General features: G+C 66.9%; 24 protein-coding genes. 23 read left to right on the top strand and 1 reads right to left on the bottom strand.

Going from position 1 to position 25,128, the window contains the following annotated elements; translation table 11 throughout:
- The 21 genes from tsf (at position 1) to DES41_RS36255 (ending at position 21,868) form a co-directional block, all read left to right on the top strand.
- Positions 1 to 924 carry a translation elongation factor Ts gene (gene tsf / locus DES41_RS36355; RefSeq protein ID WP_114472563.1) on the top strand — a complete coding sequence of 308 codons (924 nt, stop codon included), beginning with the start codon at positions 1 to 3 and terminating at the stop codon, positions 922 to 924.
- A gap of 84 nt (positions 925 to 1,008) precedes the next feature.
- The gene (gene pyrH, locus DES41_RS36350) at positions 1,009 to 1,731 is read left to right on the top strand and encodes a UMP kinase (RefSeq protein ID WP_114472562.1); all 723 of its coding nucleotides are present in this window, start codon (positions 1,009 to 1,011) and stop codon (positions 1,729 to 1,731) included.
- A gap of 55 nt (positions 1,732 to 1,786) precedes the next feature.
- Positions 1,787 to 2,347 carry a ribosome recycling factor gene (gene frr, locus DES41_RS36345; protein WP_114472561.1) on the top strand — a complete coding sequence of 187 codons (561 nt, stop codon included), beginning with the start codon at positions 1,787 to 1,789 and terminating at the stop codon, positions 2,345 to 2,347.
- Positions 2,348 to 2,384: 37 nt separating this feature from the next.
- Complete coding sequence (gene uppS, locus DES41_RS36340) at positions 2,385 to 3,095, top strand: polyprenyl diphosphate synthase (RefSeq protein ID WP_281277270.1); 711 nt, start codon at positions 2,385 to 2,387, stop codon at positions 3,093 to 3,095.
- Between the two features lie 10 nt (positions 3,096 to 3,105).
- Entirely contained in the window at positions 3,106 to 3,936 is an 831-nt protein-coding gene (locus DES41_RS36335; protein ID WP_114472560.1) for a phosphatidate cytidylyltransferase, read from the top strand.
- Positions 3,933 to 5,105 carry a 1-deoxy-D-xylulose-5-phosphate reductoisomerase gene (gene ispC, locus DES41_RS36330; RefSeq protein WP_114472559.1) on the top strand — a complete coding sequence of 391 codons (1,173 nt, stop codon included), beginning with the start codon at positions 3,933 to 3,935 and terminating at the stop codon, positions 5,103 to 5,105. The genes DES41_RS36335 and ispC overlap by 4 nt, the downstream gene beginning before the upstream one ends.
- 10 nt (positions 5,106 to 5,115) lie before the next feature.
- A complete protein-coding gene (gene rseP, locus DES41_RS36325) occupies positions 5,116 to 6,471 on the top strand; it encodes an RIP metalloprotease RseP (RefSeq protein WP_114472588.1) in 1,356 nt (451 codons plus the stop codon).
- Between the two features lie 70 nt (positions 6,472 to 6,541).
- The gene (gene bamA, locus DES41_RS36320) at positions 6,542 to 8,827 is read left to right on the top strand and encodes an outer membrane protein assembly factor BamA (protein WP_245966043.1); all 2,286 of its coding nucleotides are present in this window, start codon (positions 6,542 to 6,544) and stop codon (positions 8,825 to 8,827) included.
- Positions 8,827 to 9,348, top strand: a complete 522-nt coding sequence (locus tag DES41_RS36315) for an OmpH/Skp family outer membrane protein (protein WP_114472557.1) — start codon at positions 8,827 to 8,829, stop codon at positions 9,346 to 9,348. Before bamA ends, DES41_RS36315 begins: the two co-directional genes overlap by 1 nt.
- 20 nt (positions 9,349 to 9,368) lie before the next feature.
- Positions 9,369 to 10,352: a UDP-3-O-(3-hydroxymyristoyl)glucosamine N-acyltransferase gene (lpxD, locus tag DES41_RS36310; RefSeq protein ID WP_114472556.1), complete on the top strand. Its 984-nt coding sequence runs from the start codon at positions 9,369 to 9,371 to the stop codon at positions 10,350 to 10,352.
- Between the two features lie 13 nt (positions 10,353 to 10,365).
- On the top strand, positions 10,366 to 10,806 hold the full coding sequence (gene fabZ / locus DES41_RS36305; protein WP_056660463.1) for a 3-hydroxyacyl-ACP dehydratase FabZ: 441 nt from the start codon (positions 10,366 to 10,368) through the stop codon (positions 10,804 to 10,806).
- 14 nt (positions 10,807 to 10,820) lie between these two features.
- Positions 10,821 to 11,609: an acyl-ACP--UDP-N-acetylglucosamine O-acyltransferase gene (gene lpxA, locus DES41_RS36300; protein ID WP_114472587.1), complete on the top strand. Its 789-nt coding sequence runs from the start codon at positions 10,821 to 10,823 to the stop codon at positions 11,607 to 11,609.
- 3 nt (positions 11,610 to 11,612) lie between these two features.
- Complete coding sequence (gene lpxB, locus DES41_RS36295) at positions 11,613 to 12,773, top strand: lipid-A-disaccharide synthase (RefSeq protein ID WP_245966042.1); 1,161 nt, start codon at positions 11,613 to 11,615, stop codon at positions 12,771 to 12,773.
- Entirely contained in the window at positions 12,745 to 13,386 is a 642-nt protein-coding gene (gene rnhB / locus DES41_RS36290) for a ribonuclease HII (RefSeq protein ID WP_114472554.1), read from the top strand. The genes lpxB and rnhB overlap by 29 nt, the downstream gene beginning before the upstream one ends.
- Positions 13,383 to 14,210, top strand: a complete 828-nt coding sequence (locus DES41_RS36285; protein WP_114472553.1) for a TrmH family RNA methyltransferase — start codon at positions 13,383 to 13,385, stop codon at positions 14,208 to 14,210. Before rnhB ends, DES41_RS36285 begins: the two co-directional genes overlap by 4 nt.
- Positions 14,211 to 14,433: 223 nt before the next feature.
- Complete coding sequence (gene carA / locus DES41_RS36280; protein WP_114472552.1) at positions 14,434 to 15,633, top strand: glutamine-hydrolyzing carbamoyl-phosphate synthase small subunit; 1,200 nt, start codon at positions 14,434 to 14,436, stop codon at positions 15,631 to 15,633.
- Positions 15,626 to 18,868: a carbamoyl-phosphate synthase large subunit gene (carB, locus tag DES41_RS36275; protein ID WP_114472551.1), complete on the top strand. Its 3,243-nt coding sequence runs from the start codon at positions 15,626 to 15,628 to the stop codon at positions 18,866 to 18,868. Before carA ends, carB begins: the two co-directional genes overlap by 8 nt.
- An 18-nt stretch (positions 18,869 to 18,886) precedes the next feature.
- Positions 18,887 to 19,756: a Kdo hydroxylase KdoO gene (gene kdoO / locus DES41_RS36270; RefSeq protein WP_114472550.1), complete on the top strand. Its 870-nt coding sequence runs from the start codon at positions 18,887 to 18,889 to the stop codon at positions 19,754 to 19,756.
- A 63-nt stretch (positions 19,757 to 19,819) separates the two neighbouring features.
- Positions 19,820 to 20,299 carry a transcription elongation factor GreA gene (greA, locus tag DES41_RS36265; protein ID WP_114472549.1) on the top strand — a complete coding sequence of 160 codons (480 nt, stop codon included), beginning with the start codon at positions 19,820 to 19,822 and terminating at the stop codon, positions 20,297 to 20,299.
- A 10-nt stretch (positions 20,300 to 20,309) separates the two neighbouring features.
- The gene (locus DES41_RS36260; protein WP_114472548.1) at positions 20,310 to 20,738 is read left to right on the top strand and encodes a DUF4149 domain-containing protein; all 429 of its coding nucleotides are present in this window, start codon (positions 20,310 to 20,312) and stop codon (positions 20,736 to 20,738) included.
- Between the two features lie 2 nt (positions 20,739 to 20,740).
- On the top strand, positions 20,741 to 21,868 hold the full coding sequence (locus DES41_RS36255; RefSeq protein ID WP_114472547.1) for an aminotransferase class V-fold PLP-dependent enzyme: 1,128 nt from the start codon (positions 20,741 to 20,743) through the stop codon (positions 21,866 to 21,868).
- Positions 21,869 to 21,883: 15 nt separating this feature from the next.
- On the opposite strand, the gene DES41_RS36250 is transcribed toward DES41_RS36255, so the two are convergent.
- Positions 21,884 to 22,366, bottom strand: coding sequence for a YhbY family RNA-binding protein (locus DES41_RS36250; RefSeq protein ID WP_114472546.1), 483 nt, complete (start codon positions 22,364 to 22,366; stop codon positions 21,884 to 21,886).
- 20 nt (positions 22,367 to 22,386) lie between these two features.
- Here DES41_RS36250 and DES41_RS36245 point away from each other — a divergent pair, with 20 nt between their 5' ends.
- Positions 22,387 to 23,055 carry an RlmE family RNA methyltransferase gene (locus DES41_RS36245; RefSeq protein ID WP_114472545.1) on the top strand — a complete coding sequence of 223 codons (669 nt, stop codon included), beginning with the start codon at positions 22,387 to 22,389 and terminating at the stop codon, positions 23,053 to 23,055.
- A gap of 145 nt (positions 23,056 to 23,200) precedes the next feature.
- A complete protein-coding gene (ftsH, locus tag DES41_RS36240; protein WP_114472544.1) occupies positions 23,201 to 25,120 on the top strand; it encodes an ATP-dependent zinc metalloprotease FtsH in 1,920 nt (639 codons plus the stop codon).
- Positions 25,121 to 25,128: the final 8 nt, after the last annotated feature.

The raw sequence follows: 25,128 nt of genomic DNA, 5'->3' as shown, positions 1-25,128 counted from the left end.
ATGACTGCTATCACCGCAAGCATGGTTGCTGAACTGCGTGGCAAGACCGACGCACCGATGATGGAATGCAAGAAGGCGCTGACCGAAGCCGCCGGCGACATGTCCAAGGCCGAAGAACTGCTGCGTGTCAAGCTGGGCAGCAAGGCCGGCAAGGCCGCCTCGCGCGTGACCGCCGAAGGCGTGGTCGCCAGCGCCATCAACGGCAATGTGGGCGCCCTGATCGAAGTGAACTGCGAAACCGACTTCGTCACCAAGAACGACAGCTTCCTGGCGTTGACGCAAGCCGCCGCCAACCTGGTCGCCGAGCACAATCCCGCCGACATCGCCGCCCTGGGTGCACTGGCCTACGCGCAGGACGGCTTCGGCCCCACGCTGGAAGACGTGCGCAAGGGCTTGATCGGCAAGATCGGCGAGAACATGAGCTTCCGCCGCTTCAAGCGCTACGCCGATGGCGGCAAGCTGGCCGCCTACCTGCACGGCACGCGCATCGGCGTGCTGGTCGAGTACGAAGGCAACGAGACGGCCGCCAAGGACATCGCCATGCACGTGGCCGCCATGAAGCCGGTGTCGCTGTCGTCGGCCGAAGTGCCCGCCGAGTTGGTCGAGAAGGAGCGTTCGGTCGCCGCGGCCAAGGCCGAGGAGGACAAGAAGGCCGCCGAAGCCGCCGGCAAGCCGGTGCAGTCGGCCGACATCGTCGCCAAGCGCATCGAAGGCGGCGTGCAGAAGTTCCTCAAGGAAGTCTCGCTGTACAACCAGCCCTTCGTGAAGAACGACAAGCAGACCGTCGAGCAGATGCTCAAGGCCTCGGAAACGCAGGTCAAGTCGTTCACGCTGTACGTCGTGGGCGAAGGCATCGAGAAGAAGGTCGACGACTTCGCGGCCGAAGTGGCGGCGCAGGTCGCTGCTGCCAAGACCGGCGCCTGATCGCGCCATGCGGGTCCGGCGTCTGAACTGTCGTCGGCCCGCGCTACCATTGCCCCCCATTTGCACCACCTGAAGGAATTGCCCATGCCCGCTCCCGCGCCAGCCCACAAGCGCATCTTGTTGAAGCTGTCGGGAGAGGCCCTGATGGGCGACGATGCCTTCGGCATCAACCGCGCCACCATCGTGCGCATGGTCGAGGAAATTGCCGAGATCACGCGCCTGGGCGTCCAGGTCGCCGTGGTGATCGGCGGGGGCAACATCTTCCGCGGCGTCGCGGGTGGTTCGGTCGGCATGGACCGCGCCACGGCCGACTACATGGGCATGCTCGCCACGGTCATGAATTCGCTGGCCCTGGCCGACACCATGGACAAGGCTGGCCTGATCGCCCGCGTCATGTCGGCGATCGCCATCGAGCAGGTGGTCGAGCCCTACGTGCGCCCCAAGGCCTTGCAATACCTCGAAGAGGGCAAGGTCGTGATCTTCGCCGCCGGCACTGGCAATCCGTTCTTCACCACCGACACCGCCGCAGCGCTGCGTGGTGCCGAAATCGGTGCCGAGCTGGTACTCAAGGCGACCAAGGTGGATGGCGTGTACACCGCGGACCCGAAGAAGGATCCGACGGCCACACGCTACAGCAGGATTTCGTTCGACGAGGCGATCTCGCAGAATCTGGGCATCATGGATGCCACCGCGTTCGCGCTGTGCCGCGACCAGAAGCTGCCGATCAAGGTGTTCTCGATCTTCAAGCACGGTGCGCTCAAGCGCGTAGTGCTGGGCGAAGACGAGGGCACCCTGGTCTACGCCTGAGGCTGGCAGGGCGGCGTTGCGCCGCCGGTCGGGCCCACAAGAAGCCGGAGAGAGCATGACGATTGCAGACATCAAGAGCGCGGCCGACAGCCGCATGGACCAGTCCCTGGCCTCGCTGAAGAACGCCCTGGCGCGTGTGCGCACGGGCCGTGCCAACCCAGCGCTGCTGGACGTGGTGCAGGTCGACTACTACGGCTCCATGGTGCCGATCAGCCAGGTGGCCAACGTGTCGCTGCTGGACGCGCGCACCATCAGCGTGCAGCCCTGGGAGAAGGGCATGGGCGCCAAGATCGAGAAGGCCATCCGCGAGAGCGACCTGGGCCTGAACCCCGCATCCATGGGCGAATTGATCCGCGTGCCCATGCCCATGATGACGGAGGAGCGCCGCAAGGAGCTGACCAAGGTGGTGCGCAGCGAAGGCGAGAACGCCAAGGTCGCGATCCGCAACCTGCGCCGTGACGCCAACGAGGCCGTCAAGAAGTTGGTCAAGGACAAGCTGGCCTCCGAGGACGACCAGAAGCGTGCCGAGGCGGACATCCAGAAGGTCACCGACAAGCACATCTCCGACGTCGACCACATCGTGGCGGCCAAGGAGCAGGACCTGCTGGCGGTCTGATGCGCGTGTTGCCGTGTCGTCAGTGGGGGATGCTCGCGTGAGTGTGGTGCCGCACCACATCGCCATCGTCATGGACGGCAATGGCCGCTGGGCGACGCGCCGCTTCCTGCCGCGCGTGGCCGGCCACCGGCAGGGTGTCGAATCGCTGCGCCGCTGCGTGCAGGCCTGCCTGGACCGCGACGTGGGCGTGCTGACCGTGTTCGCGTTCTCGTCGGAGAACTGGGACCGGCCGCAGGACGAGGTTTCGGGCCTCATGTCGCTGATGGTCAGCGTGCTGGCCAAGGAAGTGAAACCGCTCAAGGCCAACGGCGTGCAGCTGCGCTTCGTGGGTGCGCTGCTTGCGCTGTCCGACAAGGTGCGCGGTGGCCTGGAGCAGGCGGAACGCGAGACCGCCGGCAACCAGCGCCTGGTCCTGAACATCTGCTTCAACTATGGCGGCCGCTGGGACATCGCCCAGGCCGCGCAGCGCCTGGCGGCGGCCGGCGAGGCCATCACCGAAGCCAGCCTGGGCCGTGCCATGGCGTTGGCCCATGTGCCGGACCCGGACCTCGTGATCCGCACGGGGGGCGAGTTCCGCATCAGCAACTTCCTGCTCTGGCAGTCGGCCTATTCGGAGTTCGTGTTCAGCGACAAGCTGTGGCCCGAGTTCGACCCCGCGGCACTGGACGACGCCATCGCGGCCTATGGCCGACGCGAGCGCCGCTTCGGGAAGACCTCCGAGCAAGTCGTCGCCAACCGGGCTGCCTGAGGCCTGCGCCATGCTGCGCACGCGCATCATCACCGCCCTGGTGCTGCTGGCCATTCTGCTGCCGGCGTTGTTCTACGCCGACCCCACCCCATTCGGCATCGTCGCCCTCGTGATGATTGCGGCCGCCACCTGGGAGTGGGGCCGCCTCAACCAGATGGGCCAGGCGGGCGCCTGCGGGCTCGCGCTGGTGGCTGCTGCCCTGTGCACTGCGATGTGGCAGGCGGGCTGGCTGGCCCGGCCCTCACTCACCCTATGGACCTTGGCCGGCGGCGCCTGGGTGCTCGCTGCGGTGCTGTTGATCCGCGGTGGCGTGCCGGGCTGGGCACCGATTCCACGCCTGTTGCGCATCGTCGGTGGCCTGCTGGCGCTGTGCCTGGCCTGGCTGGCCGTGGTGCAGGCACGCGTGATCGGCATCGGTTTCCTGCTCTCGGTGCTGACACTGGTCTGGATGGCCGATGTCGGCGCCTATGCCGCGGGCCGCAGTTTCGGGCGGCGCAAGCTGGCACCGGCCATCAGTCCGGGCAAGAGCTGGGAGGGCGTCTACGGCGGTGCGGTGGGTGTGCTGCTGCTGGCTGCGGGCTGGGTTCTGGTCGACGGCCCGTCGGGCAACAACCTGTTCAGCCGCCTCTGGGCCGGCATGCCCTGGCTGATGCCGCTGGCCGTGCTGTTCCTGTGTGCCATGAGCGTGGTCGGCGATCTGGTCGAGTCGCTGATCAAGCGCAGCGCCGGTGTCAAGGACAGCAGCAGGCTGCTGCCGGGCCACGGCGGTGTGCTGGACCGTGTCGACGCGCTGTTGCCGACGGTGCCGTTGGCGATGATGTTGTATTGCGTGGTGGCATGAAGCAGCGGCTGAGTATTCTGGGCTCCACGGGTTCCGTGGGCGCCAACACGCTGGATGTGGTGGCGCGGCATCCGGAGCGTTTCGAGGTCGTCGCGCTGACGGCCGCGACCCAGGTCGAGACGATGCTGCAGCAATGCGCGCAGTTCCGTCCTCGCTTTGCCGTGATGGCCGATGCCGACGCGGCGCGCAGGCTGCGCGAACGCATCCATGCCGAGGGCCTGCCGGTCGAGGTCATGGCCGGTGCCGAGGCGATTGCAGAAGTTGCTGCGCACCCCGATGTGCATGCCGTGATGGCCGCCATCGTCGGCGCGGCGGGGCTGGCGCCCTGTCTGGCGGCGGCGCGCACGGGCAAGCGCCTGCTGTTGGCCAACAAGGAGGCGCTGGTCGTGGGCGGCCAGGTGTTCCTGGACGCCGTGCAGGCCGGCGGCGCGCTGCTGCTGCCGATCGACAGCGAACACTCCGCCGTATTCCAGTCACTGCCCGAGGATCCTGCCACCTGGCGCCGGCGCATCGAGAAGATCATGCTGACCTCGTCGGGCGGGCCATTTCGCACGCGCGACCCGGCCACGCTGCGCGATGTGACGCCAGAGCAAGCCTGCGCGCACCCGAACTTCGCCATGGGCCGCAAGATCTCGGTCGACTCGGCCACCATGATGAACAAGGGGCTGGAAGTCATCGAGGCCAAGTACCTGTTCGGCGTCACGCCCGAGCAGATCGAGGTCGTGATCCATCCCCAGCAGATCATCCACTCGATGGTGCAATTCCACGACGCCTCGGTGATGGCCCAGCTGGGCACGCCCGACATGCGCGTGCCCATCGCCTACGGCCTGTCCTGGCCCGAGCGCATCGACAGCGGCACGCCGCGGCTCGATTTCTCGCGCATCGCCGCGATGACCTTCGAGGTACCCGACCTCGTGCGCTTTCCCTGCCTGGCCCTGGCCTGGGACGCTCTGCGTGCGCCTTCGGGGACTTGCGCGGTCCTGAACGCGGCCAACGAAGTGGCCGTGGCCGCCTTCCTGGAGCGCCGCATCCGCTTCGACCAGATCCACCAGCTCAGCCATGCAACTTTGGAGGGCCTGGCGCCCTCCAAGCCAGGGTCGCTGGCAGATCTGCTGGCGCTCGATGCGCTGGCGCGCGAACACGCGCACGGGCACATCGCCCGGCTCTAGAAAGGACTCCATGCTGACCGTTGTGGCCTTCATCGTTGCGCTGGGCCTGTTGATCGCGGTCCATGAGTACGGCCACTACCGTGTGGCGGTGGCCTGCGGTGTCAAGGTCGAGCGTTTCTCCATCGGCTTCGGCCAGGTCCTCTGGCGCTGGCAGCCCAAGGGCTCGCCGACCGAATTCGTCGTCTGCGCGTTTCCGCTGGGCGGCTACGTCAAGATGCTGGACGAGCGTGAGGGCGCCGTCGATCCAGCCGAGCGCCACCGTGCCTTCAATACCCAGACCGTCGGCAAGCGTGCGGCCATCGTCGCGGCCGGCCCGGCCGCCAACCTGCTGCTGGCCGTCTTGCTCTACGCGCTCGTCAACTGGAGTGGCGTGGAGGAACCGCAGGCCGTGCTGGCCAGCCCGGTGCCGGCGTCCATCGCGGAGCAGGCCGGCGTGCGCGGCGGTGAGCACGTGGTGCGCGGTGCCTGGGACGGCGACACGCTGCAGCCGCTGCGCTCGTTCGAGGAACTGCGCTGGCTGCTGACGCGCGGCGCATTGGACGGGCACGATGTGCGGCTCGAGCTCGACGCGCAGGGCGCGACGCGTGAACTTGTGTTGCCGCTGGCGCAGATGGGCGTGCGCGAGGCCGACGCCCAGCTGTTCCGGCGCATCGGCATCGTCTCGCCCTGGACGCAGCCTGTCATCGGCGAGGTCGTGGCCGATGGCGCCGGCGCCCGGGCTGGCCTGCAGAGCGGCGACGTGGTGCTGGCCATCGGCAGCACACCCATCGTCGACGGGCCGCAGCTGCGCGAGACCATCCGCGCGTCGGTGCGTGGCGAGGAGCCGCTCACGCAGCGCTGGCGCATCGATCGCGCCGGCCAGCGCCAGGACATCGAGGTCACCCCACAAGCGCTGCGCGAGGGCGATGCCTGGATCGGCCGTGTCGGCGCCATGGTCGGCGCGCCGCCAGCCATGGTCACGGTGCGCTATGGACCCCTTGACGGGCTGTGGAACGGGGTGGTGCGGACCTGGGAGGTCTCGGCCCTCACGCTGCGCATGATGGGCCGCATGGTGATCGGCGAAGCTTCGCTCAAGAACCTCAGCGGGCCGCTCACGATCGCCGACTACGCGGGCAAATCCGCCAGCCTGGGACTGACCCAATACCTGGTGTTTCTGGCCCTGATCAGTGTGAGCCTCGGGGTGCTGAACCTGCTGCCGCTCCCGGTCCTCGATGGGGGGCACCTGATGTATTATCTTTGGGAGGCCGTGACCGGCAAAGGCGTGTCGGATGCATGGATGGAACGCATGCAGCGCACCGGGGTCGCCTTGCTGCTCGTGATGATGTCCATCGCCTTGTTCAACGACGTGACACGAATCTTCGGCTGACCCGACATCGAGGCCAGCCCACCAGCCCGGCCCACGCCGTCGGCCCTCTTTCTTATCCATGAAACATTCCATGCTTCGCTTTCGCACGCGCGCGCTGACCACGGCCCTGGGGCTGTTGTTGGTGGCCCACCAGGCCTGGGCGGTCGATCCGTTCAAGGTGCGCGACATCCGCATCGAAGGCCTGCAACGCGTGGAGCCCGGCACGGTGTTCGCATCCCTGCCGCTGCGGGTGGGCGACACCTACTCCGACGAAATGGGCGCCTCCGCGATCCGTTCCCTGTTCGGCCTGGGCCTGTTCACCGATGTGCGCATCGAAGTCAGTGGTGACGTGCTGGTGGTGGTGGTCGAAGAGCGCCCCACGGTGGCCGACGTCACCTTCGCAGGCACCAAGGAGTTCGAGCAGGACGCCCTGAAAAAGGCCCTGCGCGACATCGGCCTGACCGAGGGCCGCCCCTTCGACAAGGCGTTGGCCGACCGTGCCGAGCAGGAGCTCAAGCGGCAGTACATCAACCGCAGCCTGTACGGCGCACAGGTCGTCACCACGGTGACGCCGATCGAGCGCAACCGCGTCAACCTGACCTTCACCGTCACCGAAGGCGATCCGGCGAAGATCAAGGAAATCCGCATCGTCGGCAACAAGGCCTTCAGCGAGTCCACGCTGCGCGACCTGTTCGAGCTCGACACCGGTGGCTGGCTCAGCTGGTACACCAAGTCCGACCGCTACTCGCGCGCCAAGCTCAACGCCGACATCGAGACGCTGCGCTCGTACTACCTGTCGCGCGGCTACCTGGAATTCCAGGTCGAGTCGACCCAGGTGGCGATCTCGCCGGACAAGGAAGACATCGCCATCGTGCTCAACATCACCGAGGGTGAGCGCTACGTGGTGTCCAGCGTCAAGCTGGAGGGCAACTACCTGGGCCGCGACGACGAGTTCAAGTCGTTGATCACGATCCGCCCGGGCGAGGCCTACAACGCCGACCGCGTGGCCGAGACCACCAAGTCCTTCCGCGACAACTTCGGCAACTACGGCTTCGCCTTCGCCAACGTGGAGGCGCGGCCCGACATCGATCGCAGCAACAACAGCGTGGCGCTGCTGCTGACGGCCGAGCCCTCGCGCCGTGCCTACGTGCGCCGCGTCAACGTGGTCGGCAACACGCGCACGCGCGACGAAGTCATCCGCCGCGAATTCCGCCAGTTCGAATCGTCCTGGTACGACGGCAACAAGATCCGTTTGTCGCGCGACCGGGTCGACCGCCTGGGTTACTTCACCGAAGTCAACATGGAGACCCTGGAGGTGCCGGGCGTACCGGACCAGGTCGACCTGCAGGTCACCGTGGCCGAGAAGCCCACCGGCAGCCTGACCATGGGTGCCGGCTTCTCGAGCGCGGAAAAGCTCGCGCTGTCCTTCGGCATCAAGCAGGAAAACGCCTTCGGCTCGGGCAACTACCTGGGGCTCGACATCAACACCAGCAAATACAACCGCGCCATCGTGCTGAACACGGTCGACCCGTACTTCACGACCGATGGTGTGTCCTTGTCTTTGGACCTGTTCCACCGCAACTCGCGGCCCTACAACGACCAGGGCGGCAACTACCAGCTGGAAACCACGGGTGCGGGCGTGCGCTTCGGCGTGCCGTTCAGCGAGGTCGACACGGTGTACTTCGGCGGCACGCTGGAGCGCACGACCATCAAGCCTGGCACCAACATCCCGGCTGCCTACCTCGCCTATGGCGAGAAGTTTGGCTACACCAGTTACTCGGTCCCGCTGTCGGTCGGTTGGCAGCGCGACAGCCGTGACAGCACGCTGGTCCCGACCAATGGCACCCTGAACAAGGTCAATGCCGAGATCGGGCTGTTCGGCGACACACGTTACGTGCGCAGCAGCTACCAGTACCAGCAGTTCATCCCGTTGAACAAGCAGTACACGCTGGCGTTCAACGGCGAGCTGGGTTACGGCAAGGGCCTGTCGGGCCGGCCATTCCCGGTGTTCAAGAACTTCTACTCAGGCGGTCTGGGATCGGTGCGCGGCTTCGAGCAGGGCACGCTGGGTCCGCGCGACGTGACCGGCTCCGTCATCGGCGGCAGCAAGAAGGTCACGCTGAACGCCGAGATCCTGACGCCATTCCCTGGCGCCGGCAACGACCGCACGCTGCGCATGTACGGCTTCGTCGACGTCGGCAACGTGTACGGCGAGGACGACAAGTTCGAGCTCAGCGACATGCGCGCCTCCGTCGGTGTGGGCGTGAGCTGGATTTCCCCTGTCGGTCCGTTGCGCTTGGCCATCGCCAATCCGGTGCGCAAGTTCGCGGGCGATAGAATCCAAAAACTGCAATTCCAGATAGGTACGTCGTTTTGATGAAGACTTTTTTGCGTCCGTTCGGAGCCGCCCTGTTGCTGGGGTTGGCGGCACTGGCAGCCCAAGCGCAGGCTGAAGACTTCCGGATCGGGTTCGTCAACATCGACCGCCTGCTGCGCGAAGCCAATCCGGCCAAGGTCGGGCAAAGCAAGCTGGAGGCCGAATTCTCCAAGCGCGAGAAGGACCTGATGGATGCCGGCAACGTGCTCAAGGCAGCCTCGGAGAAGTTCGAGCGCGAGGCGCCGACCCTGGCCGAAAGCCAGCGCACAGCACGCCAGCGCCAGCTGACGGAGCAGGACCGCGACTTCCAGCGCAAGCGCCGCGAGTTCCAGGAAGACCTGAACCTGCGCAAGAACGAAGAGCTGCAGCAGGTCATCGACAAGGCCAACCGCATCATCAAGCAGGTTGCCGAGACCGAGAAGTACGACGCCATCCTGCAGGAGGCCGCGTACATCAATCCCAAGCACGACATCACCGACAAAGTCATCAAGGCTTTGAACGCGGCCAACCCCACCAAGTGAGCGGGACTTGCCGACCTGACGTGGCTCTGGATCTTGGCGCGATCGTCGACGCGCTGGGTGGAGAACTGCACGGCGAGCGCTCCTTGGCCATCGAAGGCCTGGCGCCTCTGGCGTCGGCTGGTGCGGGGCAGATCACCTTTCTGAGCAACGCCAAGCTGGTTGCGCAACTGGCGCCCAGCCAGGCGGCCTGCGTGATCGTCGCCCCGGCCTTGCGCGATCAGGCTCAGGCGCGCGGCGCCTGCATCGTCGCGGACGATCCTTACCTGTACTACGCCCGGCTGACGCAGCTTTGGAAGCGCACGCAGATGCCGGCCCGCTCCGCGGGTGTGCACCCGAGCGCCGTGGTCGACCCCGAAGCCGAAGTCCATCCGAGCGCCTGGATCGGCCCGCTGTGCGTGGTCGAACGCGGCGCGCGCATCGGTGCGGACACGGTGCTCACCTCACGCGTGACGGTGGGTGAACGCTGCAGCATCGGCGAGCGTTGCACCGTCCAGCCCGGTGCCGTGATCGGTGCAGACGGCTTCGGCTTCGCGCCGAACGCGGGCCGCTGGGAGAAGATCGAACAACTGGGTGCGGTGCGCATCGGCAATGACGTGGACATCGGCGCAAACACCTGCATCGACCGCGGCGCGCTGGGCGATACCGTGATCGAAGACGGCGTCAAGCTCGACAACCTGATCCAGATTGCGCACAACGTGCGCATCGGCAGGCATTCGGCCATCGCTGGCAGCGCCGCGATTGCCGGCAGCACCACGGTCGGCGAGCACTGCACCATCGGCGGTGCGGCCAAAATCACCGGCCACGCCACCATCGTCGATCACGTGCACATCGGTGGCGGTGCCTCGGTCACGGGCAGCATCCGCAAGGCGGGTGCCTATGGCGGGGTGTACCCGCTGGACGAGTTTGGCAAGTGGGAGAAGTCCGCGGCAACGCTGCGCCAGCTGCCCAGCCTGCGCGAGCGCCTGCGTGCGCTGGAGCGCCGCTTGCCGGCCCGCGACGAATAGAGAAGACGACGACATGATGGACATCCACCAAATCCTCAAGAAGCTGCCGCACCGCTATCCCATCCTGCTGGTGGACCGCGTGCTGTCGATCGAGAAGGACGTGCGCATCAAGGCGCTCAAGAACGTATCGATCAACGAGCCGTACTTCGTCGGCCATTTCCCGAACCGGCCGGTGATGCCGGGGGTGTTGATGCTCGAGGCCATGGCCCAGGCCGCAGCGCTGCTGTCCTTTGCCAGCAGCGGCAAGGACCTGGACGACAACACGGTCTATTACTTTGCGGGCATCGACGCGGCGCGGTTCAAGCGCCCCGTGGAGCCGGGCGACCAGTTGGTGCTCGATGTGGAATTGCTGCGCCAGAAGGCCGGCATCTACAAGTTCAAAGGCACGGCCAGTGTGGGCGAGACCATCGCCTGCGAGGCCGAGCTGATGTGCACCATGCGCAAGGTGGCCTGAAGGGGATCTGCCACGTGGCCCATGTCCATCCCAGTGCCATCGTCGATCCGGCGGCCGAGCTCGATGCGTCGGTCCGGGTCGGTGCGTTCAGCCTGATCGGCCCGCATGTGCGCATCGGCGCCGGCACCGAGGTCGGCCCGCACTGCGTGATCGAAGGGCACACCACCATCGGGCGTGACAACCGGATTTTCCAGTTCGCCTCGCTGGGCGCCGTGCCACAAGACAAGAAGTACGCAGGCGAGCCGACCGAACTCGTGATCGGTGACCGCAACGTCGTCCGCGAGTTTTGCACCTTCAACCTGGGCACCGTGCAGGATGGCGGCGTCACGCGCATCGGCAGCGACAACTGGATCATGGCCTACGTGCACATCGCGCACGACTGCCAGGTCGGCAACCACGCCACCATGGCCAACAACGCCACACTGGCCGGCCATGTGCAATTGGGCGACCACGTGACCGTGGGCGGCCTGACCGGCATCCTGCAGCGCATGCGGATCGGCGACCACGCCATGATCGGCTTTGCGAGCCACGTGAACAAGGACGTGCCGCCCTTCCTCGTGGTCGACGGCAACCCGCTGCAGGTGCGCGGCGTGAATCTGGTCGGCCTGCGCCGGCGTGACTTCTCCGCGGAGCGCCAGACGGCCGTGCGCGAGATGCACAAGCTGCTCTATCGCCAGGGCAAGCCGTTGGACGAGGCCATGGCCGGCATCGAGGCGCTGACCGCATCGCATCCCGAGGCTGCCGGCGAGGTCGCGGCCATGCTCGGCTTTCTGCGCAGTTCCACCGTCGGCATCGCGCGCTGAGCCATGGCCCTGGCTTCGGCGCGGCGTTGCGCGATGGTGGCCGGCGAGGCCTCGGGTGACCTGCTGGCCGGGCTGCTGCTCGACGGCCTGCGGGCACGCTGGCCGGCGATGCAATCCATGGGCATCGGTGGACACCAGATGCAGGCGCGCGGCTTCGAGCCCTGGTGGCCGAGCGAGACACTGGCCGTGCGCGGCTACCTGGAGGTGGTGCCGCACCTGCGCCGCTTGCTCGCCATCCGCCGCGAACTGGGCGATCGGCTACTGCAAGAGCGGCCCGACATCTTCATCGGCATCGACGCTCCCGATTTCAACTTCGGCCTGGAAGCCCGGCTGCGCACCGCCGGCATTCCGACGGTCCACTTCGTGAGCCCCTCGTTCTGGGCCTGGCGCGCGAAGAAGGTCGAGACGCTCAAGCGCAGTGCCGACCATGTGCTGTGCATCTTTCCGTTCGAGCCGGCATTGCTGGCTGCGCATGGCGTGCCCGCCACCTATGTCGGCCATCCGCTGGCCAGCGTGATCCCGCTGGAGCCGGACCGCGCGGCCGCGCGGCGGCAGCTCGGGCTGGCAGACGAGGCCTGCGTGGTCGCCGTGCTGCCGGGCAGCCGTGGCTCGGAAGTCCAGCAGATGGGCGCGCGCTTCTTTGCCGCGGCAAACACGCTGCTGCGCAGCCGACCGGCGCTGCGGTTCGTGGTGCCGGCCGTGCCCTCGCAAGAGGCGGAGATCCGCCGCCTGGCCGATACCGCCGGCCTCGGGGCACGCCTGCAGGTCGTGCGCGGCCAGTCGCACACTGTGCTGGCCGCGTGCGACGTGGCGCTCGTGGCCAGCGGCACGGCCACGCTGGAGACGGCCTTGTACAAGCGGCCCATGGTCATTGCGTACCACATGAACCGGCTGTCGTACTGGCTCATGCGGGGGCGCAACCTGATGCCCTGGATCGGCCTGCCCAACATCCTGTGCCGCGACACGGTCGTGCCCGAACTGATCCAGGATGCAGCGACGCCCGCGGCCTTGGCAGCGGCGCTGGACCATTGGTTGCAGGCGCGGGACACGGCACCGGAGACAATCGCGGCCCTGGAACAACGGTTCACGGCGCTGCACCTGGAGCTGCGGCGCGATACGGCACGATTGGCGAGCGATGCGATCGAAAAACTTCTTGCGGGCTGAGCAGCAGGTGCTGGGCTGGGCTGCACCTGGATTGATGGCGGGCGTGGACGAGGCGGGCCGCGGGCCGTTGGCCGGCCCCGTGGTCGCTGCGGCCGTGATCCTGGACGAGCGCCAACCCATCGAGGGCCTGGCCGATTCCAAGACGCTGACGGCCCTGCGCCGCGAGCGCCTGTACGACGAGATCCGCGCTAAGGCCTTGTGCTGCGCGATCGGCGAGGCTTCCGTCGAGGAGATCGACCGGCTCAACATCCTCAAGGCCACGCTGCTGGCCATGCAGCGCGCCGTGCAGGGCTTGCGCCTCAAGCCGGTGCGCGTGCTGGTGGATGGCAACCAGCTGCCCGTGCTCGACATGCTGGCCGAGGCCGTGGTCAAGGGCGACGCGCTGGTGCCGGCCATCTCAGCCGCATCCATCCTGGCCAAGGTGCACCGCGACCGCTGGTGCGGCGAAATCCACGCGCAATTCCCGCAGTACGGCTTCGATGCCCACAAGGGCTATGGCACGGCTGCGCACCTGGAGGCGCTGCGCCTGCACGGGGCCTGCGCCTGGCACCGCCAGTCCTTCGCGCCCGTGCGCGAGGCGGGTGTGCGTGCCGTGACGGTGGTGGCCCCATGAGCAGCCCGGCCGTTCCGAAAGCCCATGGCACTGCAGCCCGACAGGGCGAAGGTACGCCAGCCAGCCTGCTGGAAATCCGCTCGCGCGAGAACCCGCAGTTCAAGGAACTGCGCCGGCTGGCGCAGGAAAACGGCGCCTACCGGCGCCAGGGGCGCATCTGGATCGAGGGCGAGCATCTGTGCCGCGCCGCGCTCGCGCGCGGTTGGCAGCCCGCGCAACTGGTGATGTCGGAGCAAGGCGCGGCCATGGCCGCCGCCTTGGGCCTGGATGCCAGCGTGCCGCGCCTGCTGCTGGCCGATGCGCTCTGGAGCCAGCTCAGCGCGCTGGGCTCGCCGGCCGGCTTCGCCTGCGTGCTCGCGTTGCCGGCCACGCCGGCGCTGGACCCGCTGGCCGCCACCGTGGTGCTGGACCGGCTGCAGGATGCCGGCAACGTCGGCTCCATCCTGCGCAGCGCGGGTGCCTTTGGCTTCCGCCAGGTGCTGGCGCTGGCTGGCACGGCTGCGCTGTGGTCGCCCAAGGTGCTGCGCGCCGGCATGGGCGCCCATTTCGGCCTGCGCCTGATCGAGGCGGCGGGCGAAGATGCCGTGGCCACGCTCCAGGTGCCGCTGGTCGCCACCAGTTCGCACCAGGGCGAGTGGCTGCATGCGGCGGCGCCGCCCTATCCCTGCGCCTGGCTCATGGGCCACGAAGGGCAGGGCGTGTCGCCGGCACTGCAGGCGCGTGCCGGCCTGCACATCCGCATTGCCCAGCCAGGCGGCGAAGAATCGCTCAACGTCGCAGCCGCCGCCGCCATTTGCCTCCATGCGAGCGCCCCACGGCCCTGAACAGCGGTTGGCGTGCGGTGGCCTAGGGTAAATCCCAGGTTCACGGCCCGGAACAGCCCCTGATCTGGCGGGCCAGCTGGCGCCCCGCGCTACAATCGTGGGCTTTTTCGCAATCGCGTCGCCGGCCGCATCCACCGCCACATCCCCTTAAAGCAGCAGTCCAGGGAAGCACTCCAGGTGCTTGTCGAGGGCGCCGGGCGACCGTCACCATCCGGAGAACCCAGTGCTTTCATCCCTCCAGGGATCCTTCCCGCCCGCGATCCTGGCGCTAGCTGACGGCACGGTCTTTATCGGCAACTCGATCGGCGCCCTTGGCGCAACCGTCGGCGAAGTCGTGTTCAACACGTCGCTCACCGGCTACCAGGAAATCCTGACCGATCCGAGCTACTGCCAGCAGATCGTCACGCTCACCTATCCGCACATCGGCAACTACGGCACGAACGCCGAAGACATCGAAGCCGACAAGATCCATGCTGCGGGCCTGATCATCAAGGATCTACCGCTGCTGGAATCGAACTTCCGCAGCAGCGCCAGCCTCAGTCAGTACCTCGTGGCCGGCAAGACGGTGGCCATCTCCGGCATCGACACGCGCAAGCTCACGCGCCACCTGCGCACCAAGGGCGCGCAGAACGGCGCCATCGTGGCGCTGGCCGCCGGCAGCACGGTCACGCAGAAGGACATCGACAGTGCCATCGCCCAGGCCAAGGCAGCGCCGGCGATGTCGGGGCTGGACCTGGCCAAGGTCGTTTCGGTGCGCGAAACCTACAGCTGGACCGAGACCGAGTGGCAGCTCGTGGGCCTGAACGGCAAACCCGGCTACGGCGTGCAGATCACGCCCAAGTTCCATGTCGTCGCCTTCGACTACGGCGTCAAGAAGAACATCCTGCGCATGCTGGCCGAGCGCGGCGCGCGCATCACGGTGGTGCCGGCGCAGACGCCCGCGGCCGACGTGCTCAAGCTCAAGCCCGATGGCATCTTCCTGTCCAACGGCCCTGGCGACCCGGAGCCCTGCGACTACGCGATCGAGGCCACGCGCCAACTGATCGAGACCGGCATCCCGACGTTCGGCATTTGCCTCGGCCACCAGATCATGGCCCTGGCCTCGGGCGCCAAGACCTTCAAGATGAAGTTCGGCCACCACGGTGCCAACCACCCGGTGAAAGACCTGGACAACGGCCGCGTGTCCATCACGAGCCAGAACCACGGCTTCGCAGTCGACGAGAAAACGTTGCCGGCCAATCTGCGCGCCACGCACGTGAGCCTGTTCGACGGCACGCTGCAGGGCCTGGCCCGCACCGACAGGCCGGCCTTCTGCTTCCAGGGCCACCCGGAAGCATCGCCCGGCCCGCACGACATCGGCTACCTCTTCGACCGCTTCACGCAGTCCATGGAAAAATTCAAGGCGGAGGCGAGCAATGCCTAAGCGCACAGACCTCAAGAGCATCCTCATCATCGGCGCCGGCCCCATCGTCATCGGCCAGGCCTGCGAATTCGACTACTCCGGCGTGCAGGCCTGCAAGGCGCTGCGGGAGGAGGGCTACAAGGTCATCCTGATCAACAGCAATCCTGCGACGATCATGACCGACCCGGCCACGGCCGACGTCACCTACATCGAACCCATCACCTGGCAGACGGTCGAGAAGATCATCGCCAAGGAGCGGCCCGACGCGATCCTGCCGACCATGGGCGGGCAGACCGCGCTGAACTGCGCGCTCGACCTGTGGCGCAACGGCGTGCTGGACAAGTACAAGGTCGAGCTGATCGGCGCCACGCCCGAGGCCATCGACAAGGCCGAAGACCGCCTGAAGTTCAAGGACGCGATGACCAAGATCGGCCTGGGCTCTGCCCGGTCGGGCATTGCGCACACCATGGACGAGGCCTGGGCCGTGCAGAAGACTGTCGGCTTCCCGACCGTGATCCGCCCCAGCTTCACGCTCGGCGGCACGGGCGGCGGCATCGCCTACAACGCCGAAGAGTTCGAGACCATCTGCAAGCGCGGCCTGGAAGCCTCGCCGACCAGCGAATTGCTGATCGAGGAATCGCTCCTGGGCTGGAAAGAGTACGAGATGGAGGTCGTGCGCGACAAGGCCGACAACTGCATCATCGTCTGCTCGATCGAGAACCTGGACCCGATGGGCGTGCACACGGGCGACTCCATCACCGTGGCGCCCGCGCAGACGCTGACCGACAAGGAATACCAGATCCTGCGCAACGCCAGTCTGGCGGTTCTGCGCGAGATCGGCGTGGACACCGGCGGCTCGAACGTGCAGTTCTCGGTCAACCCGGCCGACGGGCGCATGATCGTGATCGAGATGAACCCGCGCGTGTCGCGTTCCTCGGCGCTGGCCTCCAAGGCCACGGGCTTCCCGATCGCCAAGGTCGCGGCCAAGCTGGCCATCGGCTACACACTGGACGAACTGCGCAACGAGATCACGGGCGGTGCCACGCCTGCGAGCTTCGAGCCAAGCATCGACTACGTGGTGACCAAGATCCCGCGTTTCGCGTTCGAGAAGTTCCCGGCCGCCGACAGCCACCTCACCACGCAGATGAAGAGCGTGGGCGAGGTCATGGCCATGGGCCGCACCTTCCAGGAGAGCTTCCAGAAGGCGCTGCGCGGCCTGGAGGTCGGCGTGGACGGCATGAACCAGAAGACGACGGACCGCGAGGTGCTCGAAGAAGAGCTCGGCGAGCCCGGCCCCGATCGCATCTGGTACGTGGGTGACGCCTTCGCCTCCGGCTGGTCGCTGGACGAAGTCCACGCGCTGACCAAGATCGACAAGTGGTTCCTGGTGCAGATCGAGGAGATCATCAAGATCGAGCTCGATCTGGACAAGCACACCGAGGAACACGGCGCCGAGGCGCTCTCCAGGGTCACGGCTGACGAGTTGCGCCTGCTCAAGAAGAAGGGCTTCTCCGACCGCCGTCTGGCCAAGCTGCTCAAGACCGACGAGAACGCGGTGCGCGCCGCGCGCCACGCGCAGAACATTCGTCCCGTCTACAAGCGCGTTGACACCTGCGCGGCGGAGTTCTCGACCGACACCGCCTACATGTACTCGACCTACGAGGACGAGTGCGAGGCCGAGCCGACCGACAAGAAGAAGATCATGGTGCTGGGCGGTGGCCCGAACCGCATCGGCCAGGGCATCGAGTTCGACTACTGCTGCGTGCACGCGGCGCTGGCGATGCGCGAGGACGGCTACGAGACCATCATGGTCAACTGCAATCCCGAGACCGTCTCGACCGACTACGACACCTCGGACCGCTTGTACTTCGAGCCGCTGACCCTGGAGGACGTGCTCGAGATCGTCGAGAAGGAAAAGCCGCTGGGCGTGATCGTGCAGTACGGCGGCCAGACGCCGCTCAAGCTCGCGCTGGGCCTGGAGGCCGCCGGCGTTCCGATCATCGGTACCAGCCCCGACATGATCGACGCGGCCGAAGACCGTGAGCGCTTCCAGAAGCTGCTGCACGACCTGGGTCTGCGCCAGCCACCGAACGCCACGGCCCGTGCCGAGCCTGAGGCGCTGGAGAAGGCCCAGGCGCTGGGCTATCCGCTGGTGGTGCGCCCGAGCTATGTGCTGGGTGGCCGCGCGATGGAAATCGTGCACGAACAGCGCGACCTGGAGCGCTACATGCGCGAGGCCGTCAAGGTCAGCAACGACTCCCCGGTGCTGCTGGACCGCTTCCTGAACGACGCCATCGAGTGCGACGTGGATGCCATCCGCGATGCCACCGGCCGCGTGTTCATCGGCGGCGTGATGGAGCACATCGAGCAGGCCGGCGTGCACAGCGGCGACTCCGCTTGCTCGCTGCCGCCGTACTACCTCAGCAAGGCGACGGTGGACGAGCTCAAGCGCCAGACTGCGGCCATGGCCGAAGGCCTGAACGTGGTCGGCCTCATGAACGTGCAGTTCGCGATCCAGGAGAAAGACGGCCAGGACGTGATCTACGTGCTGGAAGTCAACCCGCGTGCCAGCCGCACCGTGCCCTTCGTGTCCAAGGCCACCGGCATCCAGCTGGCCAAGGTCGCGGCGCGCTGCATGGCCGGCCAGTCGCTGGATTCCCAGGGCATCGGCGCCGAAGTCACGCCGCCGTACTTCAGCGTCAAGGAAGCCGTCTTCCCGTTCGTGAAGTTCCCGGGCGTGGACACCATCCTCGGCCCCGAGATGAAGTCCACGGGCGAGGTCATGGGCGTGGGCAAGACCTTCGGCGAGGCCTTCGTGAAGAGCCAGCTGGGCGCTGGCACCAAGCTGCCGCGCTCGGGCACGGCCTTCCTGACGGTCAAGAACAGCGACAAGCCGCGCGCCGTGGAAGTGGCACGCGCGCTGGTGGCGCAGGGCTTCACCGTGGTCGCGACCAAGGGAACGGCAGCCGCCATCACGGCAGCCGGCATCGCCTGCAAGACCGTCAACAAGGTCACCGAAGGCCGGCCGCACGTGGTCGACATGATCAAGAACAACGAGATCGTGCTGGTGGTCAACACGGTGGAAGAGCGCCGCAATGCGATCGCCGACAGCCGTGCCATCCGCACCTCCTCGCTGTTGGCGCGTGTGACCACCTTCACGACCATCTTCGGTGCCGAGGCTGCTGTCGAAGGCATGCGTTACCTGGACCAGCTCGACGTGATCTCGGTGCAGGAGATGCACGCGCAGCTGGCCTGATCCGACGAGGGCCGGCCGATGACGTCGCAACTGGTGGAGCTGGACCTGGCCGATTGGGCCGGGGCCCGCTCCAACGACGACTGGATCGCTGCGCTGGAGGCAGGCAAGGTGCTGTACTTCCCGCGCCTGCGGTTCGAGTTGCTGGCCGACGAGCAGCGCCTGCTGGATCCCGCGCTGCTGGCCGAAGGTTCGCGCAACATCAGCCTGGACGCCACGGGCCGGCTCAAGGGGGCCGCCGGCGACGCAGCGAAGCAGCAGGCCACAGCCGCCATGGTCGCGCGTTTTCGCAGCCAGGCACGACAACTCGTGGACGGGCTGCTGCCGGCTTACGGGCCTGCCTTGCGGATGGCGCCCACGAGCTTTCGCCCAGCCCAGGTCGAAACGCGCACGCAGTCCTGGCGTGCGGACGACAAGCGCCTGCATGTCGATGCCTTCCCGTCGCGGCCCAACTACGGTGAGCGCATCCTGCGCGTCTTCGCCAACCTCAATCCCAACGGCGCGCCACGCGTCTGGCGCGTGGGCGAGCCCTTCGGTGCCGTGGCCCAGCGCTTCCTGCCGCGGCTCAAGCCCTATTCCCGTTGGCAGGCCAAGGCCTTGCGGGCACTGCGCGTGACCAAGTCGCTGCGCAGCGAATACGACCACCTCATGCTGCAGCTGCACGACGCGATGAAGTCCGACCTGGGCTACCAGCAGAGCGCACCGCAGCAGACCGTGCCCTTCTCGCCGGGCTCGGTCTGGGTGTGCTTCTCCGACCAGACATCGCATGCGGTGATGTCGGGCCAGTTCATGGCCGAGCAGACACTGCATCTGCCGGCAGCGAGCCAATACAATCCCGCCGCTAGTCCGCTGGCAATTCTGAGCCGGCTGACCGGACGAACACTCGTCTGACCCCCCTCACCTACCAACCGCCGAACGGCGACGTTCGGCGGTTTGCTTTTGGAGACCTGAAACATGACAACCACCTTTCCGGTGACCCGGCGCGGCGCCGAGGCCTTGAAGACCGAACTGCACCGCCTGAAGACCGTGGACCGCCCCTTCATCATCAATGCGATCGCCGAAGCGCGCGCGCAGGGCGACCTGTCCGAGAACGCCGACTACGACGCCGCCAAGGACCGCCAGGGCTTCATCGAAGGCCGCATCCAGGAGATCGAGGGCAAGCTGTCGGTGGCCCAGGTCATCGACCCGGCCGAGCTCAATGCCGGCGGCAAGGTGGTGTTCGGCGCCACTGTCGACCTCGAAGACGAGGACAGCGGCCAGGCCGTGACCTACCAGATCGTCGGCGAGGACGAGGCCGACCTGAAGCTGGGCCGCATCAACATCTCCAGCCCGATCGCACGCGCCCTGATCGGCAAGGGCGAGGGCGACAGCGCCGAGGTGCACACGCCTGGCGGCATCAAGCGCTACGAAGTCATCGGCGTCCGCTACATCTGAAGCGCTGGCGATGCGCGCGCGCCTGCCGCTACTGGCTGCCTCCCTGTGGTGGGGCAGCCTGACGGCCCTGTTCTGGATCGTGCCGCTGCTGTTCATGCAGCTGCCCAGCCCGGCCCTGGCTGGCGCCGCAGCGGCCCGGCTGTTCAGCGGCCAGACCTGGGCCACACTCGCCTGTTGTCTGCTGATCCTGATGGCCTCGCGTCCGCGCGATGCTGACCGCACGGCGACCTGGGCCCGGCCTGTGTTGCCGTGGGTGCTGGGTGGGCTGCTGCTGGCACTGGTGGTCGAGTTCGCGGTCGCGCCGCGCATCGTGGCGCGTGAGAATCTGAAGCTCTGGCACAACCTGGGCAGCGGCATGCTGTTGCTGCAATGGGTCTGTGCCAGCATCACGCTGTGGCAACTGGCGCGCCCTGCGCCCCCATCCCAAGAAGGAGACTGACCATGCCCGGACTCTTGCCCGATGTCGACCCGGACGGCCTGCTGGAATTCTCGGTGGTCTACACCGACCGCGCGCTGAACCACATGTCCAAGCGCTTCACGGGCGTGGTGCAGGACATCCTGTCCACGCTCAAGCAGGTCTACCACGCACACACCGCGGTGCTGGTCCCTGGCAGCGGCACGTTCGGCATGGAGGCTGTGGCACGCCAGTTCGCCAACCGCGAGAAGGTGCTGATCGTGCGCAACGGCTGGTTCAGCTACCGCTGGAGCCAGATCTTCGACGCGGGGGGCCTGGGCGGCGGTGCCGTGGTCTGCAAGGCGCGCCGCGTGGGCGACGGGCCGCAGGCTGCCTGGCAGCCTGCGCCGGCCGACGAGGTGGCCGCCGCCATCCGCGCCGAGAAGCCCAAGGTGGTGTTCGCGCCGCACGTGGAGACGGCCAGCGGCATCCTGCTGCCGGACGACTACCTGCGCGCCATCAGCGCGGCCGCGCATGAAGTCGGCGCGCTGTTCGTGCTGGACTGCGTGGCCTCTGGCGCCATGTGGGTGGACATGCAGGCCACCGGCGTCGACGTGCTGATCTCCGCACCGCAAAAGGGCTGGAGCAGCTCGCCGTGCTGCGCCATGGTGATGCTGAGCGCGCGGGCGCGCGAGGCCATCGATGGCACGACGAGCAGCAGCTTCTCCTGCGATCTCAAGAAGTGGATGCAGATCGCCGAGGGCTACGAAAAGGGCCAGCACGCCTACCACACGACCATGCCGACCGACGCACTGGTAAGGCTGCGCGATGTGATGCTGGAGACGCGTGAAATCGGCTTCGATACGGTGCGCCAGGCGCAGATCGAACTCGGCAGCAAGGTGCGTGCACTGCTGGAATCGCGCGGCCTGCCCAGCGTGGCGGCCGAGGTCTTCAAGGCGCCGGGCGTGGTGGTGAGCTACACGACCGACCCGGACATCCAGAACGGCAAGAAGTTCCTGGCCGTCGGCCTGCAGACCGCCTCCGGCGTGCCGCTGCAGTGCGATGAACCCGCGGACTTCCGTACCTTCCGCATCGGCCTCTTCGGCCTGGAGAAGTGGCAGAACGTGGACCGCACCGTGGGCCACCTGGCCAAGGCGCTGGACCAGGTGGTGTGAAAGGCGCCGTCAGGCTCAGGTCTGGCTGCGCTTCTTGACGCTGGTCGGCGGCTTCGGCTTGGCGCGCTTGACCTTGCCGCCGGCCGTCAGGCGCTGGTTGCCCAGCACGCGCAGGGTCTTGACCTCGGGCCGCTGGCCGCCGCGCTTGCTGAACTTCAGGATCTTCACGTCGCGCGGGCCGGGCTTGCGGTCCTCGTCCTCTGTGCGCTCGCGCTCAACCTCGGGCTTGGGCCGCCACAGCACCAGCAACTTGCCGATGTGCTGGATCGGCGCGGCGTTGAGTTCGTCGGCCAGTTGCTGGTACATGGCTTCTCGCGCGACACGGTCGTCGGCGAACACGCGCACCTTGATCAGGCCGTGCGCGTTGAGCGCGAGATCGGTCTCGCGCACCACCGCTGGGGTCAGGCCATCGCCGCCAACCATGACCACGGGGTCCAGATGGTGGGCCTCGGCGCGGTGGACCTTGCGTTGCGCGGGGGTGAGTTGAATTTGGGGCATCCCCGTATTATCCAGGCTGCATGAAAGTCAAGACCAAATCGAAGAAGGTCAACAAGGCATGGTTGAACGACCATGTCAACGATCCTTACGTGAAGCTCGCCGCCAGGGAGGGCTACCGCGCGCGCGCGGCCTACAAACTCAAGGAGATCGACGAAGGCCTCAAGCTGCTGCAACCCGGCCATCTCGTGGTGGACCTGGGTTCCACGCCGGGCGCCTGGAGCCAGTACGTGCGGCGGCGCCTGTCGCCCCAGGGTGCGGCCGTGGGCGAGCTCAATGGCACCATCATCGCACTGGACATCCTGCCGATGGAGGCGATCGAGGGAGTCCAATTCTTGCAGGGCGACTTCCGCGAACCCGAGGTGCTGGAGCAACTGCACACCGCCATGGGCGGGCGCCAGGCCGATGTCGTGGTGTCCGACATGGCGCCCAACCTGTCGGGCATCGAATCCGCCGACGCGGCCCGCATTGCCCATCTGGTGGAACTGGCGGTGGAGTTCTGCCAGACCTACCTGAAACCGGAGGGTGCCTTGGTGGTCAAGCTCTTCCATGGCAGCGGCTACGCCGAGCTGGTCAAGCTGTTCCGCAGCGAGTTCCGGGTCGTCAAGCCGATCAAGCCCAAGGCCTCGCGCGACAAATCCTCTGAGACATTCCTCGTCGGCATCGGGCTCAAGGCCGTGCAAAACGGCTGAGAAAACGGCGTAAACCCTTGCTCCGGCCATGGCTGACGCGGGTTTGGCGCCCTTGTCGCACACTTGAAATGCCTAAAATGGCGCGCAAGTACGCCTCAGCGTCGCTGTCGCCGCTGTCTGTCGTACGGCTTACCGGAGTCCCCGCTTGAAGAATCCCTGGTTTTCCAAAGTTGCTGTCTGGCTCGTGATCGCCATGGTGCTGTTCACGGTGTTCAAGCAGTTCGACACCCGTGCCTCCGCGGGTGCAGGCTTCGTGGGCTATTCGGACTTCCTCGAAGAGGTCCGCAACAAGCGCATCAAGACTGCCACCATCCAGGAAGGGCAGGGTGGCACCGAGATCGTCGCGATCACGACCGACGACCGCCGCGTGCGCACCACCGCCACCTACCTGGACCGCGGCCTGGTCGGCGACCTGATCGCCAACAACGTCAAGTTCGACGTCAAGCCGCGTGAAGAGGGTTCGCTGCTGATGACCCTCTTGGTCAGCTGGGGTCCGATGCTGCTGCTGATCGGTGTCTGGGTGTATTTCATGCGCCAGATGCAAGGCGGTGGCAAGGGCGGCGCCTTCAGCTTCGGCAAGAGCAAGGCGCGCATGCTCGACGAGAACAACAACACCGTCACCTTCGCCGACGTCGCCGGTTGTGACGAGGCGAAGGAAGAGGTGAAGGAAGTTGTCGACTTCCTCAAGGATCCGCAGAAGTTCCAGAAGCTGGGCGGGCGCATTCCGCGCGGCCTGCTGCTGGTCGGCCCCCCGGGCACCGGCAAGACGCTGCTGGCCAAGTCCATCGCGGGTGAAGCCAAGGTGCCGTTCTTCAGCATCTCGGGTTCCGACTTCGTCGAGATGTTCGTCGGCGTGGGCGCGGCCCGTGTGCGCGACATGTTCGAGAACGCCAAGAAGAACGCCCCCTGCATCATCTTCATCGACGAGATCGACGCGGTGGGCCGCCAGCGTGGCGCTGGCCTGGGCGGTGGCAACGACGAGCGCGAGCAGACGCTGAACCAGATGCTCGTGGAGATGGACGGCTTCGAGACCAACCTCGGCGTGATCGTGGTCGCCGCGACCAACCGCCCGGACATCCTGGACGCCGCCTTGCTGCGCCCGGGCCGCTTCGACCGCCAGGTCTACGTGACGCTGCCCGACATCCGCGGCCGCGAGCAGATCCTCAACGTGCACATGCGCAAGGTGCCGATCGGCCAGGACGTGAGCCCCAGCATCATCGCGCGCGGCACGCCTGGCATGTCCGGCGCCGACCTGGCCAACCTGTGCAACGAGGCCGCGCTGATGGCCGCCCGCCGCAACGCGCGCGTGGTCGAGATGCAGGACTTCGAGAAGGCCAAGGACAAGATCATCATGGGCCCCGAGCGCAAGAGCATGGTCATGCCCGAGGAAGAGCGGCGCAACACCGCCTACCACGAAGCCGGCCACGCCTTGATCGGCAAGCTGCTGCCCAAGTGCGACCCGGTGCACAAGGTCACCGTGATCCCGCGCGGCCGTGCGCTGGGGGTGACCATGAGCCTGCCCGCGCAGGACCGCTACAGCTACGACAAGGAATACATGCTGAGCCAGATCAGCATGCTGTTCGGTGGCCGCATCGCCGAAGAAGTGTTCATGAACCAGATGACCACTGGCGCCAGCAACGACTTCGAGCGTGCGACCTCCATCGCCCGCGACATGGTCACGCGCTACGGCATGACCGATGCCTTGGGCCCCATGGTGTACGCGGAGAACGAGGGCGAGGTGTTCCTGGGCCGCTCGGTCACCAAGACCACCAACATGAGCGAGACGACCATGCAGAAGGTCGACGGCGAGGTGCGCCGCATCATCGACGACCAGTACAACCTCGCGCGTCGCCTGATCGAAGAGAACAGCGACAAGATGCACGCCATGGCCAAGGCCCTGCTCGAGTGGGAAACCATCGACACCGAGCAGATCGACGACATCATGGCCGGCCGCGAACCGCGTCCGCCCAAGGATTTCACGCCGCGCACGCCGACGGGTGGCAACGGCGGCGGCAGCGGCGGTGCGCCGGCCGTCAATCCGGAGCCAGCGCCGTCTGCAGCATGACGTCGCCG

It is taken from the genome of Pseudorhodoferax soli (assembly GCF_003337555.1).
In the GTDB taxonomy this organism is placed as follows: domain Bacteria; phylum Pseudomonadota; class Gammaproteobacteria; order Burkholderiales; family Burkholderiaceae_C; genus Pseudorhodoferax; species Pseudorhodoferax soli.
The sequence above is the reverse complement of the archived record's forward strand: the minus strand, read 5'-3'. Positions and strand labels throughout refer to the sequence as shown.

Coding starts and splice junctions, on each gene's coding strand:
- tsf (WP_114472563.1), top strand. CDS start 1: ATGACTGCTATCACCGCAAGCATGGTTGCTGAACTGCGTGGCAAGACC.
- pyrH (WP_114472562.1), top strand. CDS start 1,009: ATGCCCGCTCCCGCGCCAGCCCACAAGCGCATCTTGTTGAAGCTGTCG.
- frr (WP_114472561.1), top strand. CDS start 1,787: ATGACGATTGCAGACATCAAGAGCGCGGCCGACAGCCGCATGGACCAG.
- DES41_RS36335 (WP_114472560.1), top strand. CDS start 3,106: ATGCTGCGCACGCGCATCATCACCGCCCTGGTGCTGCTGGCCATTCTG.
- ispC (WP_114472559.1), top strand. CDS start 3,933: ATGAAGCAGCGGCTGAGTATTCTGGGCTCCACGGGTTCCGTGGGCGCC.
- rseP (WP_114472588.1), top strand. CDS start 5,116: ATGCTGACCGTTGTGGCCTTCATCGTTGCGCTGGGCCTGTTGATCGCG.
- bamA (WP_245966043.1), top strand. CDS start 6,542: ATGCTTCGCTTTCGCACGCGCGCGCTGACCACGGCCCTGGGGCTGTTG.
- DES41_RS36315 (WP_114472557.1), top strand. CDS start 8,827: ATGAAGACTTTTTTGCGTCCGTTCGGAGCCGCCCTGTTGCTGGGGTTG.
- fabZ (WP_056660463.1), top strand. CDS start 10,366: ATGATGGACATCCACCAAATCCTCAAGAAGCTGCCGCACCGCTATCCC.
- lpxB (WP_245966042.1), top strand. CDS start 11,613: ATGGCCCTGGCTTCGGCGCGGCGTTGCGCGATGGTGGCCGGCGAGGCC.
- rnhB (WP_114472554.1), top strand. CDS start 12,745: ATGCGATCGAAAAACTTCTTGCGGGCTGAGCAGCAGGTGCTGGGCTGG.
- DES41_RS36285 (WP_114472553.1), top strand. CDS start 13,383: ATGAGCAGCCCGGCCGTTCCGAAAGCCCATGGCACTGCAGCCCGACAG.
- carB (WP_114472551.1), top strand. CDS start 15,626: ATGCCTAAGCGCACAGACCTCAAGAGCATCCTCATCATCGGCGCCGGC.
- kdoO (WP_114472550.1), top strand. CDS start 18,887: ATGACGTCGCAACTGGTGGAGCTGGACCTGGCCGATTGGGCCGGGGCC.
- greA (WP_114472549.1), top strand. CDS start 19,820: ATGACAACCACCTTTCCGGTGACCCGGCGCGGCGCCGAGGCCTTGAAG.
- DES41_RS36260 (WP_114472548.1), top strand. CDS start 20,310: ATGCGCGCGCGCCTGCCGCTACTGGCTGCCTCCCTGTGGTGGGGCAGC.
- DES41_RS36255 (WP_114472547.1), top strand. CDS start 20,741: ATGCCCGGACTCTTGCCCGATGTCGACCCGGACGGCCTGCTGGAATTC.
- DES41_RS36250 (WP_114472546.1), bottom strand. CDS start 22,366: ATGCCCCAAATTCAACTCACCCCCGCGCAACGCAAGGTCCACCGCGCC.
- DES41_RS36245 (WP_114472545.1), top strand. CDS start 22,387: ATGAAAGTCAAGACCAAATCGAAGAAGGTCAACAAGGCATGGTTGAAC.